This window comes from Curtobacterium sp. MMLR14_002 (assembly GCF_001864975.1).
Classification (GTDB): Bacteria; Actinomycetota; Actinomycetes; order Actinomycetales; family Microbacteriaceae; genus Curtobacterium; species Curtobacterium flaccumfaciens.
In genome coordinates this window covers 117,739-131,901 of record NZ_MJGT01000061.1, presented here as the reverse complement: position 1 = coordinate 131,901, position 14,163 = coordinate 117,739, and the positions used below count along the sequence as shown (strand labels likewise).

Sequence of the window (14,163 nt, the reverse complement as noted above, 5' to 3'; positions counted from 1 at the left end):
CGATCTCCACGAGGACGGAAACAGGTTCCGCGGTACCACCTCGTTTGCCGCCCAACGTGCGCTGTGCGACCACTCTGTGTCGGGGGTGGTGACGGTCCCGAACCCGCCCGGTTCTACTGACGGAGCCGCTGGTGCGCTCCGCGTTCTTCCGGAAGCTCCCCGGTGATGGCCGGATCGACGCTCGTGGAACACGACTTTACCGGACGGGAGCATGCTTGAGTGATGCCCGCAGAAGAACGCCCAGAGTCACTCGTCACCGTCCTGATCGCGTTCGGGGCGAACCTGCTCGTCGCGATCGCGAAGACGGTCGCCTCGCTCGTCTCGGGTTCGGCCTCGATGGTGGCTGAGGCGGCGCACTCCTGGGCGGACACCGGCAACGAGATCTTCCTGCTCGTCGCGGAACGACGGGGCGGCAAGAAGCGGGACACCGCGCACCCGCTCGGGTACGGACGCGAGACGTACATCTGGTCGATGTTCGCCGCGTTCGGCCTGTTCACGGCCGGTGCGATCGTGTCGATCTACCACGGCATCTCGGAGTTCGGGGACGCCGGGCCGGCCGAGGACGTCGTGCTCAACTACGTCGTGCTCGGGGTCGCGTTCCTGCTCGAGGGCACGAGCTTCCTGCAGGCGTACCGGCAGGCGCACGGCGCCGCGACGAAGCGCAAGGTCCCGGTGCTGCGGCACGTGCTGCAGTCGTCGAACCCGACGCTCCGTGCGGTGTTCGCCGAGGACGCGGCGGCGCTGATCGGCCTGGTCGTGGCGTTCCTCGGGGTGTTCCTGCACCAGGTCACCGGGCTGGCGGTCTTCGACGCGCTCGGCTCCATCGCGATCGGTGTGCTGCTCGGGGTCGTGGCGATCGTCCTGATCGACCGCAACCGCCGGTTCCTGCTCGGTCAGAGCACGTCGCCGGAGCTCGAGAACGCGGTGCTCGTCGAGCTGCTGGGCCGGTCGCAGGTCGAGCGGGTCACCTACCTGCACCTGGAGTTCGTGGGGCCGTCGCGGGTGTACCTCGTCGCGGCCGTCGACCTGACGGGCAACGAGACCGAGGAGCACGTGGCGGTGCGGTTGCGCGACGTGGAGCAGTCGCTCGAGGACAGCCCGTACATCGAGGAGGCCGTCCTCACCCTGAGCTACCCGGGCGACGAGTCGCTGGTGCCGACCGACGGCGACGTGCCCGAGGTCGTGCGCGACGGCACGGCTTCGGACGTGGCGTCCGGTGGCGCGGGGACCCTGCGCACGGAGTGAGCGCCGGCTGGGTGGGTGGCCGGCGGCGGAGTTCGTGTTGCAAGACGCCGGCGTGTCAGCAAGACGCCGCCATGTGCTCGAGACGCCGCCGGTTTCAGCGGCGTCTCGCCGTCGAGGCGGCGTCAGGTGAAGACGCCGGCGTGTTCCGTGGGCGACAGAGCGTCAGACGGGAGGCGCGGTGCCAGGCCGCCACGGGCCTCCCGTCCGCCGCCCGTCACGTCCACCGCCCCGCGCGCGGCCCGTGGGACGCCGGCGTGTCAGCAAGACGCCGCCATGTGCTCGAGACGCCGCAGGATAAGGCGGCGTCTCGCCGTCGAGGCGGCGTCGCGCGAAGACGCCGGCGCGTCAGCGGGCGTCGAGGCCCGCGACCACCGGGGTGAGTGCCGCCGCGACGTACTCGACGAGCGCACGGCGGCCGACCCCGTCGGTGACCCACACCCCGAACGCCGCGGCGGCGGCACCGAGCATCGCGCCGGACACCGTCTGCGGCCAGAGCGAGCGCGGCTGCTCCCCCGTGCGGCCCGCGACGAAGGCGGCGACGGCCTCGTGCTGCGCCGTCACCCGGACCGCGACGCCGGCCACCAGCTCGGGCCCGATGCCCATCACCTCGGCCTGCGCGACGGCCCACGGCACGCGCTCGGGGTCGTGGGCACGGGCTGCTGTGAGGAGCGCCTGCTCGACGGCCCGGACGACGCTCGGCTCGGTCGACGCGGCGAGGTACCCGGGCAGCCCGGCGACGGCGGCGTCGAGTTCGAGCCACATCACGTCGGCCTTCGCCGGGAAGTAGTTGAAGAACGTCGCACGGCTGACCCCGGCGCGGGCGGCGATCTGGTCGACCGTGGTGCGTCCGTACCCCTGCTCGAGGAAGAGCTCGGCGGCGGCGTCCGCGAGCACCTCGGCGCTCGAGCGTCGGGGTCGGCCACCGCGGCGGATCGGTTCGTCCATGGGCCCCAGTAAACCGCTAGACTCGGTCAGCCATGATCTTGGACTCAGTACAGAAAACCCTCACCGCCGTCGCGGGCGCCTCGGCGGTCCTGCTCGTCCTGGCTGCCTGCAGCGGACCGGGCACGAGCACCGGGAGCAGCAGCCCGGTCGCGGGCGGCACGCTCACCTACGCCTCCGGCGACGCCGAACCGACCTGCCTCGACCCGCACGTCGGCGGCAACTACCCGCAGGCGCTCCTGGCGACGCAGTACATCGAGGAGCTCGTCGGGCTCGAGGACGGCAAGCCCACGCCGGAGCTCGCGACGAAGTGGACCACGAGCGACGACGGGAAGACCCTGACGTTCACCCTGCGTGACGACGTCTCCTTCACCGACGGCACCCCGTTCGACGCCGCCGCGGTCGTGGCGAACATCGAGCACGTGCAGGACCCGGCCACCGCCTCGAGCACCGGCTACCTGGCGCTGCAGTCCATCACGAAGGCGACCGCCACCGACGAGCACACCGTCACGCTGACGCTGAGCCGGCCGGACAGCGCGCTGCTCGAGTCCTTCTCGCAGCCCTGGGTGGGCATGGAGTCCCCGAAGGCGCTCGAACGGAAGCAGGCGACGAACTGCGAGTCCCCCGTCGGCACCGGCCCCTTCGAGGTCACCGGTTGGAAGCACGGCGACCGCGTCACCCTGATGAAGAACACCGACTACTGGGGCGCGACGAAGCCGCGCCTGTCCGGCATCACGTGGCGGTTCCTGCCGGACTCGACCTCACGCTACGCCGCGCTGCAGTCCGGCCAGGTCGACGTGATCGACAACGCCCAGCCCGACCAGCTCAAGGCCGCGTCGGCGAAGGGTGCCATCCGCGACCTCGATGCCCCGCGCCCCGGCGCCTCGAACCGGCTCGAGCTGAACTCCGGGCACGGGGTGTTCCGCGACGAAGCGGTGCGCCAGGCCTTCATCGCCGGTGCCGAGATCGACCCCGGCCTGCAGTCGCTGTTCCTCGGCACCGCCAAGCGCTCGTACTCGGTGCTCTCGAGCGCGGAGCCGCTCGCGTACTCCGAGAAGAGCCGGTTCGGCTACTCCCCCAGCAAGGCGAAGCATCTCCTCGACGACGCCGGGTGGAAGGTCGGGTCCGACGGCATCCGCGAGAAGGACGGCCAGCAGCTCACCGTGACGTTCCCCGTCTCGACGAACCAGTCGGTGCCGGCCGAGCGCAGCCTGTTCCAGCAGATCCAGGCGTCCGAGAAGGCCGTCGGGTTCAAGGTCGTGCTCGACGAACTCGACCTGTCCAGCTGGTACGCCGCCCTCGCCGCGAACGAGTACGACGTCGTCAGCGCCCCGTACACGAAGGTCGGTCCGGACGTCCTGCGCATCCTGTACGACAGCGCGAGCATCGAACCGGCACCGTCGGGCTACTTCGCGAACCTGGCCCAGCTCGACGACCCCGCGCTCGACCGGCTGCTCGAGCAGGCTGCCCGCACCTCGGACGCCGACGAGCGCGCCGACCTGTACGAGCAGGCGCAGAAGGCGATCCTGGCGAGCGACACCGTGCTCCCCCTGTACGACCAGCAGAACCACTTCCTGGTGCGCTCGGCCGTGCACGGCATCCGGACCACCCCGGTCTCGACGCCCTGGTTCGGCACCGCCTGGATCGACCGCTGACACGGATGCGATGGGTCTGGTGGGCCGTCCGGCGGCTCGCCGGGGGCATCGGTGTGCTCTGGGCCGTCGCGACGATCGTCTTCGTCGCGATCCGGCTCATCCCCGGTGACCCGGCGCTCGCGATCCTGGGCGGACCGGGGTCGCAGGCCTCGGCCGAGGCCGTCGCCCAGGTCCGCCACGAGTACGGCCTCGACCAGCCGGTCCTGGTGCAGTACGCGGTGTTCCTCGGACGCCTGGCGACCGGGCAGCTCGGCGACTCGTACGCCTTCCGCACCCCGGTCGCGACGCTCCTCGCCCAGCAGCTGCCCGTCACGCTGACGCTCGCGGTCGCAGGCCTCGTCGTCGCCTGGGTGCTGGCGATCGTCGCCGCGTGGGCATCGACACAGCGCGGCCGGGTCGCCGCCGGGCTCACCAGCGCCCTGAGCGTCACCGCGAGCGTGATGCCGCACTTCTGGCTCGGCAGCGTGCTCATCGTCGTCTTCGCCACGTCCCTGGGGTGGGTGCCGGCGGTCAGTGACGGCACCGCGCGCGGCTGGGTGCTCCCGGTGCTGACCGTGGCCGTGCCGGTCGCCGGGTACCTGGCCGAGACCGTGCGCGACGGCGTGGTCGACGCGCAGCGCTCCGCCTTCGCACTCGCCGCCCGGGGTCGGGGCGAGACCCGCCTCGGCCTGTTCGGACGGCACCTGCTCCGGCACGCCGCCCTGCCCGGGATCGCGCTGTCCGCGTGGGCCTTCGGGTCGCTCGTCTCCGGAGCCGTGGTCGTCGAGTCCGTGTTCGCCCTGCCCGGCATCGGCCGTGCCCTGGTCACCGCCGTCACCCAGCGGGACATGCCGCTCGTCGCCGGCATCGCGATGGTGTCGGCGGCCGCGTACGTGGTCGTGCTGGCCGTGGCCGACCTCGTCGAACGCGCCGTCGACCCGCGCAGCACCGCACGGAACGCGGCCCTGCGCCCCGGTGCTGCGCGACGCCGTGGGCCCGGCCGTCCGGCGGGCGCGCGGTGAGCGGGATCGCCGACCCGGGCCTCCAGACCGGAGCGCCCGGCCACCAGACCGCCGCCGGCACCGAGCGCGTCCGTGGGGGGACGCTCGGCGCCGGCGGCATCGCCGCGGGGGTGGTCGTCCTGGTCGCCGTCGTGGCGGCGGCGTGGCCCGCCCTGCTCGGCGGCGGGGACCCGCTCGCGGTGCATCCCGCAGATGCCCTGGCCGCGCCGAGCGGCGCGCACCCGTTCGGCACCGACGAGTCCGGACGCGACGTCCTGGCGCGGGTGGTCGCGGGGACCCGGGCATCGCTCGTCGTCGGCGTCGCCGCGACCCTGATCGGCGGCGGCGTGGGCGTCCTGCTCGGCGTCGTCGCCGGACTCGGGGCCGGGGCCGGACGACCCGGACGCCTGCTCGACGCCGTCATCGGCCGCGTCACCGAGGTCGCCTTCGCCCTGCCGCTGCTGCTCGTCGCCCTGGTCGTCATCGCCGTGACCGGTCCGGGTCCGGTGCCGGCGGTGCTCGCCGTCGGGTTCGCGACCGCTCCCGGCTACGCCCGGATCGTGCGCGGCCTGGTCCGCGCCGCCCGGAGTTCGCAGGTGGTCGAGACGGCGGTGCTGCTCGGCCGCTCCCCCGTCCGCACCGTGGTCCGGCACGTGCTGCCGACGGCGCTGTGGCCCGTCGTCGCCGTCGCCACGCTCGGGGTCGGGCAGGCGGTCGTGTGGGCCTCGGCGCTGAGCTACCTCGGCGTCGGCACGCCCCCGCCCGCGCCGGAGTGGGGCGCGATGCTCGCCGACGGTCGCACGTACCTGCAGACCGCGCCGTGGATGAGCACCTTCCCCGGACTCGCGATCGTGGTGCTCGCGACCGCCGTCACCGTGCTCGGCCGGGCGATCCGACGGACCGGGGCCGCGCGGTGAGCGCCGTGCTCGACGTCCGCGGGCTCACCGTCGCCATCGGCGGCACCCAGATCGTGCACGGTGTCGACCTGCGCGTCGACGCCGGCGAGTGCGTCGCCCTGGTCGGGGCGTCCGGCTCCGGCAAGACCGTCACCGCCCGCGCCGTGCTCGGTCTGTCCGCGCCCGGCGCCGCCGTGCACGCCGACGTGTTCGCGGTCGACGGCGTCGACGTGGGCGGGTACGCGGACCGGCGGTGGCGTCGGCTGCGGGGATCACGGGTCGGCTACGTCGGCCAGGAGGCCCTGGGCGCGCTGGACCCGCTGCGCCCCGTCGGGCGCGAGGTCGCCGACAGCCTCCGCCTGCACACCGAGATGCGTGCGGCCGAGCGCGTGGACGCCGTGCGCGACGCCCTGGCCGCGGTGGACCTCGACCCGGACATCGCGACCGACGGCCGGCTCGCCGGGACGCTGTCGGGCGGGATGCGACAGCGGGCCCTCATCGCCGCGGCCACCGTCGGGTCCCCCGCGCTGCTGGTCGCCGACGAACCGACGACGGCGCTCGACGCCGGGGTCGCCGTCACCGTGATGGAACAGCTGCGGGCCGCGCAGGCCCGCGGTGCCGGACTGCTCGTCATCACTCACGACCTGGGGCTCGTCGCGGGGTGGGCGGACCGGGTCGCCGTCGTGCACGAGGGCCGTATCGTCGAGCAGGGCGCGGTCGCCGAGGTCTTCGCGGCGCCGCAGCACCCCGCGACCCGGGCGCTGGTGCGCGCGGCCGGCGCTGCCGCGGCGGCTGCGGCTGCTGCGCCGGCGCCGGCGCACGGTGCCGATCTCGCAGACCGGTGCGAGGTCGATGGCTCCGTGCAGTCCTCTGACGATGCACCGAGCGGCCAACCTCGCACCGACCGCGCGACTGCGCACCGTGCGCCGATCAGCGACCGCGGCACCGAGCGGGCAACCTCGCACGGTGCGAGGGGCGGCGTGCTCGCGGCGCGAGGGCTCTCGCGGGAGTACGACGGGGTGCTCGCGGTCGACGACGTGTCGTTCGGGCTCGAACGCGGCCGGGTGCTCGGGGTGATCGGCGCCTCGGGCTCGGGCAAGACGACGCTGGCGCGGATGCTCCTCGGGCTCGAGACGCCCGACGCCGGCGCGGTCACGCTCGACGACGAACCCTGGGTCCCGCTGCCCGAGCGCGAGCGCCGCCCCCGACGGCACCGGGTCGCGGCCGTCGTCCAGGACCCCGGCGCGACGTTCGACGAACGGTGGAACGTCGAGCGCGTCCTCGCCGACGCGTTCTCACGCGGTGACGAACGGCGGGCGCGCGGTTCGCTCGGCGAACGGGTCGACGCGGCACTGCGGCAGGTCGATCTCGACCCCGTGCTGCGGTCCCGCTCCCCCCGCACCCTGTCCGGCGGGCAACGACAGCGGCTCGCGATCGCCCGTGCGCTGGCGACCGACCCCGAGGTGATCGTGCTCGACGAGCCGGTCACCGCCCTCGACGCCACGGTGCAGGACGCCGTGCTGCGGCTGCTCGAACGGCTCCGCGACGAGACCGGGGTGGCGATGGTGTTCGTGTCGCACGACCTCCGGGCGGTCCGGCGGATGGCCGACGACGTCCTCGTGGTGCACCGCGGCGCGGTCGTCGAGCACGGCCCCGCCGCCGAGGTCTTCGCGCGCCCGGCGCACCCGGTGACCGCGCGGCTGCTGCACGCCGCGGAGCGGCTGGCAGCCGGCCCCGCGGCGGGGACCGCAGCCGACCTCACGGACTGAGCGACCGTCCACGCGCGCTCGCACCCGTGGACTGTCGCTGCGCGCGTGACGTCACCGACGGCCCGGCAACGGCCAGGAGGCCCGGGGCGCGTTCCGTGACGGAACGTGCACCGGGCCTCCTGGCCGGGTTGCCGCGGGGCGGCCCCGTGGTCAGGAACCGGAGGGTTCCTTCTGGGCGGCGTCGGCCGAGATGATCGGGATCTCGCTCGTCGAGAAGTCCTTCGCCCAGTCGGACTGCGCGAGCTCCGACGTCGGGTCGTTGTAGTCCTCGATGACGCCGGCGATCTCGTCCTCGGAGCCGACCGTCGGGCCCGAGCCCATGAGCGGGCTCGCGGCGGTCTCCTTGGTGAAGTACACCGCGACCAGGCCGATCACGGCGGCGAGCATCAGGTAGAACGCGGGGATGTCCTCGGCCCAGCCGTACCCGGCGTCCTTCGCGGCGTTGATGAGCGCGGCGGTCGCGAGCGGGGTGGTCCCGCCGAAGAGCGACACCGACACGTTGAACGCGATCGCCAGGGCGCCGTAGCGGATGATCGTCGGGAACAGCGCGGGCAGCGTCGACGGCATGGTCGAGGTGAACGTGACCAGCACGACGCCGAGGATCAGCAGGCCGGCGAAGACGCCGACACCGGTGCCGGTCTGGACCAGCTTGAGGGCCGGCCAGGACAGCAGGATGAAGCCGATGCAGCCGGCGGCGAGCACCGGACGGCGCCCGAACCGGTCGGACAGCCGGCCGCCGAAGGTGATGACGACCATCATGAGCAGCATCACGATGACGATGAGGATCAGGCCGAACGTGGCGTTCTGGCCGAGGTTCTGCTCGAGGTAGGTCGGCATGTACGACAGCAGCATGTAGTCGGTCACGTTGAAGACCAGGACCAGACCGATGCAGATGATGAGCGAGCGCCAGTTCTCGGCGAAGAGCTTGAGGAACGGGGTCTTCTGGCCCTCGCGCTCGGCGGCCTGCTCCTGCTGCTTCTGGAACGCCGGGGTCTCCTCGAGCTTGAGGCGCAGGTAGAGGCCGATCAGGCCGAGGGGGCCCGCGATGATGAACGGGATGCGCCAGCCCCAGCTGAGCAGGGCGTCCTCGGACAGGCCGAACTGCAGGCCGGTGACGATCGAGGCGCCGAGCACGTAGCCGGCGAGGGTGCCGAACTCGAGCCACGAGCCCATGAAGCCGCGGCGCTTGTCGGGCGAGTACTCGGCGATGAAGGTCGCGGCGCCGCCGTACTCACCACCGGTCGAGAAGCCCTGCACGAAGCGGGCGACGAGCAGCAGGACCGGGGCCCAGAAGCCGATCGTGTCGTACGACGGGATCAGGCCGATCATGAGCGTGCCCGCGGCCATCAGGATCATCGTCAGCGCGAGGACCTTCTGGCGGCCGATCTTGTCGCCGATCGGGCCGAACACGGCACCGCCGATCGGGCGCACGATGAACGCTGCGGCGAAGAAGCCGAACGTGGCGACGATGTTCGCGGCCGGGTCGCCCTGCGGCAGGAACACCTGCGAGATGGTGACCGTCAGGTACGCGAAGATGCCGAAGTCGAACCACTCCATGGCGTTGCCGAGCGCGGCAGCCGCGACGGCACGCTTGAGCAGCGACTCCTCGACGACGGTGACGTCGTCCTTCGTCAGATCGCGACGAGCGCGCTTCGCGGCGCCCTTCGTGCGCAACGGCCGATCGCCGTGCGGGTGGGGTGCGTTGTTCGGTGCCAAGTCGTTCCTCCGGGGTGCGGTGCTTCCTTCGGGCGTCCGGCGGACGGCGACGTTGCAGCTCCTGCGAACCCTGCGCTCGCCGGACAAACCCAGGAAGACTAGCAGGCTCCGGGCGTGTCCGACAGTTCGGTGTGCTAGGCGCTGCTCGGTGGTGGCCGCGTCCGACCGGTTCGTCCGCCTGCGTGCGCGTGCGCGGCCGCTACGATTGGGGCACCGCGCGTCAGGCGCGGAACACTCAGGCACCTCATCACGGACTCGGTGCCGCACACACGTACGGAAGGCACACCCATGACCAAGCCCATGCCCGAGAAGCCCAGCGTCGACGGACTGGAGCAGGTCTGGGGGCCGGTCTGGGAACAGGACGGCACCTACCGCTTCGACCGCGAGGCCGCCGGTCACCGCGACGCCGTCTGGTCGATCGACACCCCGCCGCCCACCGCCTCCGGCTCGCTGCACATCGGGCACGTGTTCTCGTACACGCACACCGACCTCAAGGCCCGGTTCGAGCGCATGCGCGGCAAGCACGTCTTCTACCCGATGGGCTGGGACGACAACGGTCTGCCCACCGAGCGCCGTGTGCAGAACTACTACGGCGTCCGCTGCGACCCGACCCTGCCGTACGACCCCGACTTCACGCCGCCGTTCGAGGGCGGGGACGGCAAGTCCTCGAAGGCCGCCGACCAGCTGCCCGTGTCGCGCCGCAACTTCATCGAGCTGTGCGAGCGCCTGACCGTGCAGGACGAGCAGCAGTTCGAGGAGCTCTTCCGCACGCTCGGCCTGTCGGTCGACTGGACCCAGTCGTACCGCACCATCGACGACACCTCGCGGGCCAGCGCCCAGCGCGCGTTCCTGCGCAACCTCGAGCGCGGCGAGGCCTACCAGGCCGACGCCCCGACCCTGTGGGACGTCACGTTCCGCACCGCGGTCGCGCAGGCCGAGCTCGAGGACAAGGAGATGCCCGGCGCGTACCACGGCATCGCCTTCCACCGCACCGACGGTGGCGACGACGTCGTCATCCAGACCACCCGCCCGGAGCTCCTGCCCGCCTGCGTCGCCCTGGTGGCCCACCCGGACGACGAGCGGTTCCAGGACCTCTTCGGCACCACGGTCCGCTCCCCCCTGTTCGACGTCGAGGTCCCGGTGCTCGCACACCACCTGGCGCAGAAGGACAAGGGCGCCGGCATCGCGATGGTCTGCACCTTCGGTGACACCACCGACGTCGTGTGGTGGCGCGAGCTGCAGCTGCCGAACCGCGCGATCATCGGCTTCGACGGCCGCGTGCGCTCGGACGAACCCGCCTGGATCGAGTCCGCGACGGGCCGGGAGCTCTACGCCGAGATGGCCGGCAAGACCGTGTTCTCGGCCAAGAAGGTCGTCGTCGACGCGCTGACCGAGTCCGGCGAGCTGATCGGTGACGTCAAGACCATCCAGCACCCGGTGAAGTTCTTCGAGAAGGGCGACAAGCCCCTCGAGATCGTGTCGACCCGCCAGTGGTACATCGTCAACGGTGCGCGCGACGAGCAGCTGAAGAGCACGCTCCGCCGGCGCGGCGAGGAGATCGCGTTCCACCCGGACTTCATGCGCGTGCGCTACGACAACTGGGTCGGTGGCCTGTCCGGCGACTGGCTCATCTCGCGCCAGCGCTTCTTCGGCGTGCCGCTGCCCGTCTGGTACCCGCTCGATGCCGACGGCAACCCGGTGTTCGACCAGCCGATCGTGCCGACAGAGGCACAGCTGCCCGTCGACCCGGCCTCCGAGCCCGCCCCCGGCTTCACCGAGGACCAGCGCGGCGTGCCCGGCGGGTTCCAGGGCGAGCTCGACGTCATGGACACCTGGGCCACCTCGTCGCTGACCCCGCAGCTCGCGGGCAAGTGGGAGACCGACCCGGCGCTCTACGACCTGGTGTACCCGTACGACGTCCGCCCGCAGGCGCAGGACATCATCCGCACCTGGCTGTTCACGACCGTGCTCCGCAGCCAGCTCGAGGCCGACGTGGTGCCGTGGAAGCACGCCTCGATCTCCGGCTTCATCGTCGACCCCGACCGCAAGAAGATGTCGAAGTCGAAGGGCAACGTCGTCACGCCGCTGTCCATCCTCGAGCAGCACGGCGCCGACGCGGTCCGCTACTGGGCGGCCTCGTCCAAGCTCGGCACGGACGCAGCCTTCGACCCGCAGAACCCGAAGCAGATCAAGGTCGGCCGTCGTCTGGCGATCAAGGTGCTCAACGCGGCGAAGTTCGTCTACGGCTTCCCACTGCCCGAGGGCGCCACGAGCGTCACCGAGGCGCTCGACGTCGACATGCTCGCCGAGCTCGGTGCCGTCGTCGAGCAGGCCACCGCGGCGTTCGACGGGTTCGACCACGCGCGTGCCCTCGAGATCACCGAGCGCTTCTTCTGGACGTTCTGCGACGACTACCTCGAGCTCGTGAAGGAGCGTGCCTACGGCACCGCGTCCGACGCGACGCACGAGACGCAGGCGAGCGCGGTCCTGGCGCTGCGCGGCGCGATCGACGTGCTGCTCCGACTGCTGGCACCGTTCCTCCCGTACGCGACGGAAGAGGTGTGGGCCTGGACCCACGACACCAGCGTGCACCGGGCCTCCTGGCCGACCGCTGCCGACCTGCCGACCGACGCGGCCCCCACCGGGCTGCTCGTGGCCGTCGGACAGGCGCTCATCGGGATCCGCGGTGCGAAGACGGCGGCGAAGGCGTCCCAGAAGACGCCCGTGACGCGTGCGGTCGTCGCGGCGCCCGCCGAGACGCGGGTGCTCATCGAGCGCGCGGCAGTCGACCTCGCGGCCGTCGGCCGCATCGAGAACCTGTCGTTCGTCGACGGCGACGAGCTCGCCGTCACCGAGATCGAGCTCGCGGAGCAGCAGGCGTAACGTCGGCGATCCGGGCCGGGTCGCGTCGGCGACCCGGCCCGTCAACCACCGGACTGGAGGCACGGATGCAGTTGGGCACACGCTGGAACGTGGGTGGGGAGCCGCCTGCGCGACTGCCCGAGACGATGGTCGTCGCCGTGCGCGGGGTCGAGGACGAGCTCGCGGCGGAGTCCGTCGACACGGCGACGTGGGGCTGGACCCTGACGTTCCTGGAGGGCAAGCCGATCGTCGAGCTCGACGACGGCACCTCGATCCACCTCGACGCGCTCGGGCACGCCCAGGTGACGAACCCCGACGACGCGGGCGAAGAGGACTAGCGCGCGCGGCGCGTTGCGCGCTGCGCGGCGCGCTGCGCTGCGCGTTGCGCGCTGCGCGCTGCGCGCTGCGCGCTGCGCGGCGCTTGGAGTGCAGAAATGGTCGGGTCCCCGGTGCGGACCCGACCATTTGTGCTCACGATGCGGGCGCCCCCGCCGGGGAGCGCCCGCGTGATCGCCGAGGGATCAGGACTCGGCGAGCCAGGTGCGCAGGACCTCGTTCACCTCGGCGGTGTGCGTGGTGAGCAGGCCGTGCGGGGCGCCCTCGATCTCGACGTACTTCGCCGCGGGCAGTGCCTGGGTGAAGCGTCGGCCGGTGGCGTCGATGGGCAGGATGTTGTCCGACGTGCCGTGCACGATCAGGGCGGGGACGGTGACCTTCGGGATGTCCTGGCGGAAGTCGGTCGGCCAGGTCAGGGGTGCTGCTGCGGACGCGATCGACCCGGAGCCGGCCGCGACGTTCCAGGCGTTCCGGACCTGCTCCTCGGAGATGCGGGTGCCGAGGTTTTCCGACAGGTTGAAGAAGTCCTGGTAGAAGTTCGTGAAGTACGCGTAGCGGTCCTTCGCCACGTCGGCGGCGATGCCCTCGAAGAACGACATCGGGCCAGCGCCGTCGGGGTTGTCGTCGGTGATGGCGAGGAACGGCTCGAGTGAGGCGAGGAACGCGACCTTCGCGATCCGGTCCTCACCGTGGCGGCCGATGTAGCGGGCGATCTCGCCGGTGCCCATCGAGAAGCCGACGAGGATCACGTCGCGCAGGTCGAGGGTCGTCAGGACCGTGTGCAGGTCGTCGGCGAAGGTGTCGTAGTCGTAGCCGGTGGACGGCTGCGAGGACTGGCCGAAGCCACGGCGGTCGTACGTGATGACGCGGTAGCCGGCCTCGAGGAGCATCGGGACCTGCCCCTCCCACGAGTTGCCGTCGAGGGGGAAGCCGTGGATCAGCACGATCGGCTGCCCCTGGCCCTTGTCCTCGTAGTGGAGTTCGATGTCGACGCTGTTCTCGGTTCCGACGGTGATGGCACCCATGATCGTTCCTTCCCTGAGTATCGCGGAGAACGATCGTTCTCCGCCGATGTGGACTACAGTAGAGAACGCCCGTTCCCGGCGCAAGTCGAGAACGGTGAACACTCAGGGAACGGGGTACACACATGGCCACCAGCACCGTCGAGCCGGACGTCCGAGCACACATCGTCGAGGTCGCGGACCAGCTGTTCTACACGCGCGGGATCCAGTCCGTGGGGATGGACGAGATCCGCACGGGCGCAGGGGTCTCCCTCAAGAAGCTGTACGCGGCGTTCCCCGGCAAGGAGCAGCTCATCGCCGCGGTGCTCGCCGGCCGCCACGACATGTGGGAGCAGGGCGTGCACGGCGCGGTCGAGGCTGCGACCAGCCCGCGAGACAAGCTCCTGGCGGTCTACGACTTCCTGGAGTCGTGGTTCGGCGACGACACGTTCCGCGGCTGCGGGTTCATCAACGCCTTCGGTGAGCTCGGTGCGACCTCGCCCGCGGTCGCCGAGATCGCGCGCAAGCACAAGGACTCGTTCCAGCAGTTCGTGCAGCGACTCACCGCCGAGGTCGTCGCCGACCCCGAGCACGCCGAGGAACTCGCCGCGCAGCTCGCACTGCTCGCCGAGGGCGCGCAGACCACCGCGGCCATCGCCGGCACCACGGCGCCGGCCGCGCACGCGCGCCGTGCCGCGGTGACCCTGATCGACGCCGCGATGCGCTGACACGCGACCAGCGAGCGGACGGGAGGCCCGTGG

11 protein-coding genes are annotated in these 14,163 nt (G+C 72.0%); 8 read left to right on the top strand and 3 right to left on the bottom strand.

Annotated features, from left to right (window positions below; all coding sequences use genetic code 11):
• The first annotated feature begins 222 nt into the window (after positions 1-222).
• On the top strand, positions 223-1,245 hold the full coding sequence (locus BIU91_RS11510; protein WP_071405552.1) for a cation diffusion facilitator family transporter: 1,023 nt from the start codon (positions 223-225) through the stop codon (positions 1,243-1,245).
• 345 nt (positions 1,246-1,590) lie between these two features.
• On the opposite strand, the gene BIU91_RS11505 is transcribed toward BIU91_RS11510, so the two are convergent.
• Entirely contained in the window at positions 1,591-2,190 is a 600-nt protein-coding gene (locus tag BIU91_RS11505; protein WP_071405551.1) for a TetR family transcriptional regulator, read from the bottom strand.
• Positions 2,191-2,222: 32 nt separating this feature from the next.
• Between BIU91_RS11505 and BIU91_RS11500 the strand changes: the two genes are divergently transcribed.
• Genes BIU91_RS11500 through BIU91_RS11485 form a run of 4 tightly spaced genes read left to right on the top strand, consistent with a single transcriptional unit; the run spans position 2,223 to position 7,487 of the window.
• Positions 2,223-3,842, top strand: coding sequence for an ABC transporter substrate-binding protein (locus BIU91_RS11500; protein ID WP_071405550.1), 1,620 nt, complete (start codon positions 2,223-2,225; stop codon positions 3,840-3,842).
• Positions 3,843-3,847: 5 nt separating this feature from the next.
• Positions 3,848-4,843, top strand: coding sequence for an ABC transporter permease (locus BIU91_RS11495; RefSeq protein WP_071405549.1), 996 nt, complete (start codon positions 3,848-3,850; stop codon positions 4,841-4,843).
• The gene (locus tag BIU91_RS11490) at positions 4,840-5,739 is read left to right on the top strand and encodes an ABC transporter permease (RefSeq protein WP_071405548.1); all 900 of its coding nucleotides are present in this window, start codon (positions 4,840-4,842) and stop codon (positions 5,737-5,739) included. Before BIU91_RS11495 ends, BIU91_RS11490 begins: the two co-directional genes overlap by 4 nt.
• Positions 5,736-7,487 (top strand): ABC transporter ATP-binding protein, encoded by a 1,752-nt coding sequence (locus BIU91_RS11485; RefSeq protein WP_253183740.1) that lies wholly within the window; start codon positions 5,736-5,738, stop codon positions 7,485-7,487. Before BIU91_RS11490 ends, BIU91_RS11485 begins: the two co-directional genes overlap by 4 nt.
• A 150-nt stretch (positions 7,488-7,637) precedes the next feature.
• On the opposite strand, the gene proP is transcribed toward BIU91_RS11485, so the two are convergent.
• A complete protein-coding gene (proP, locus tag BIU91_RS11480; RefSeq protein ID WP_250897950.1) occupies positions 7,638-9,203 on the bottom strand; it encodes a glycine betaine/L-proline transporter ProP in 1,566 nt (521 codons plus the stop codon).
• 288 nt (positions 9,204-9,491) lie between these two features.
• Between proP and valS the strand changes: the two genes are divergently transcribed.
• Both valS and BIU91_RS11470 read left to right on the top strand, forming a co-directional pair.
• The gene (valS, locus tag BIU91_RS11475; RefSeq protein ID WP_071405547.1) at positions 9,492-12,086 is read left to right on the top strand and encodes a valine--tRNA ligase; all 2,595 of its coding nucleotides are present in this window, start codon (positions 9,492-9,494) and stop codon (positions 12,084-12,086) included.
• Positions 12,087-12,151: 65 nt separating this feature from the next.
• Complete coding sequence (locus BIU91_RS11470; protein ID WP_027464702.1) at positions 12,152-12,403, top strand: hypothetical protein; 252 nt, start codon at positions 12,152-12,154, stop codon at positions 12,401-12,403.
• A gap of 183 nt (positions 12,404-12,586) precedes the next feature.
• Here the strand turns inward: BIU91_RS11470 and BIU91_RS11465 are convergent, their stop codons facing one another.
• Positions 12,587-13,426 carry an alpha/beta hydrolase gene (locus BIU91_RS11465; protein WP_071405546.1) on the bottom strand — a complete coding sequence of 280 codons (840 nt, stop codon included), beginning with the start codon at positions 13,424-13,426 and terminating at the stop codon, positions 12,587-12,589.
• Between the two features lie 122 nt (positions 13,427-13,548).
• Between BIU91_RS11465 and BIU91_RS11460 the strand changes: the two genes are divergently transcribed.
• Positions 13,549-14,130, top strand: a complete 582-nt coding sequence (locus BIU91_RS11460) for a helix-turn-helix domain-containing protein (protein WP_071405545.1) — start codon at positions 13,549-13,551, stop codon at positions 14,128-14,130.
• The last annotated feature ends 33 nt before the right edge of the window (positions 14,131-14,163 follow it).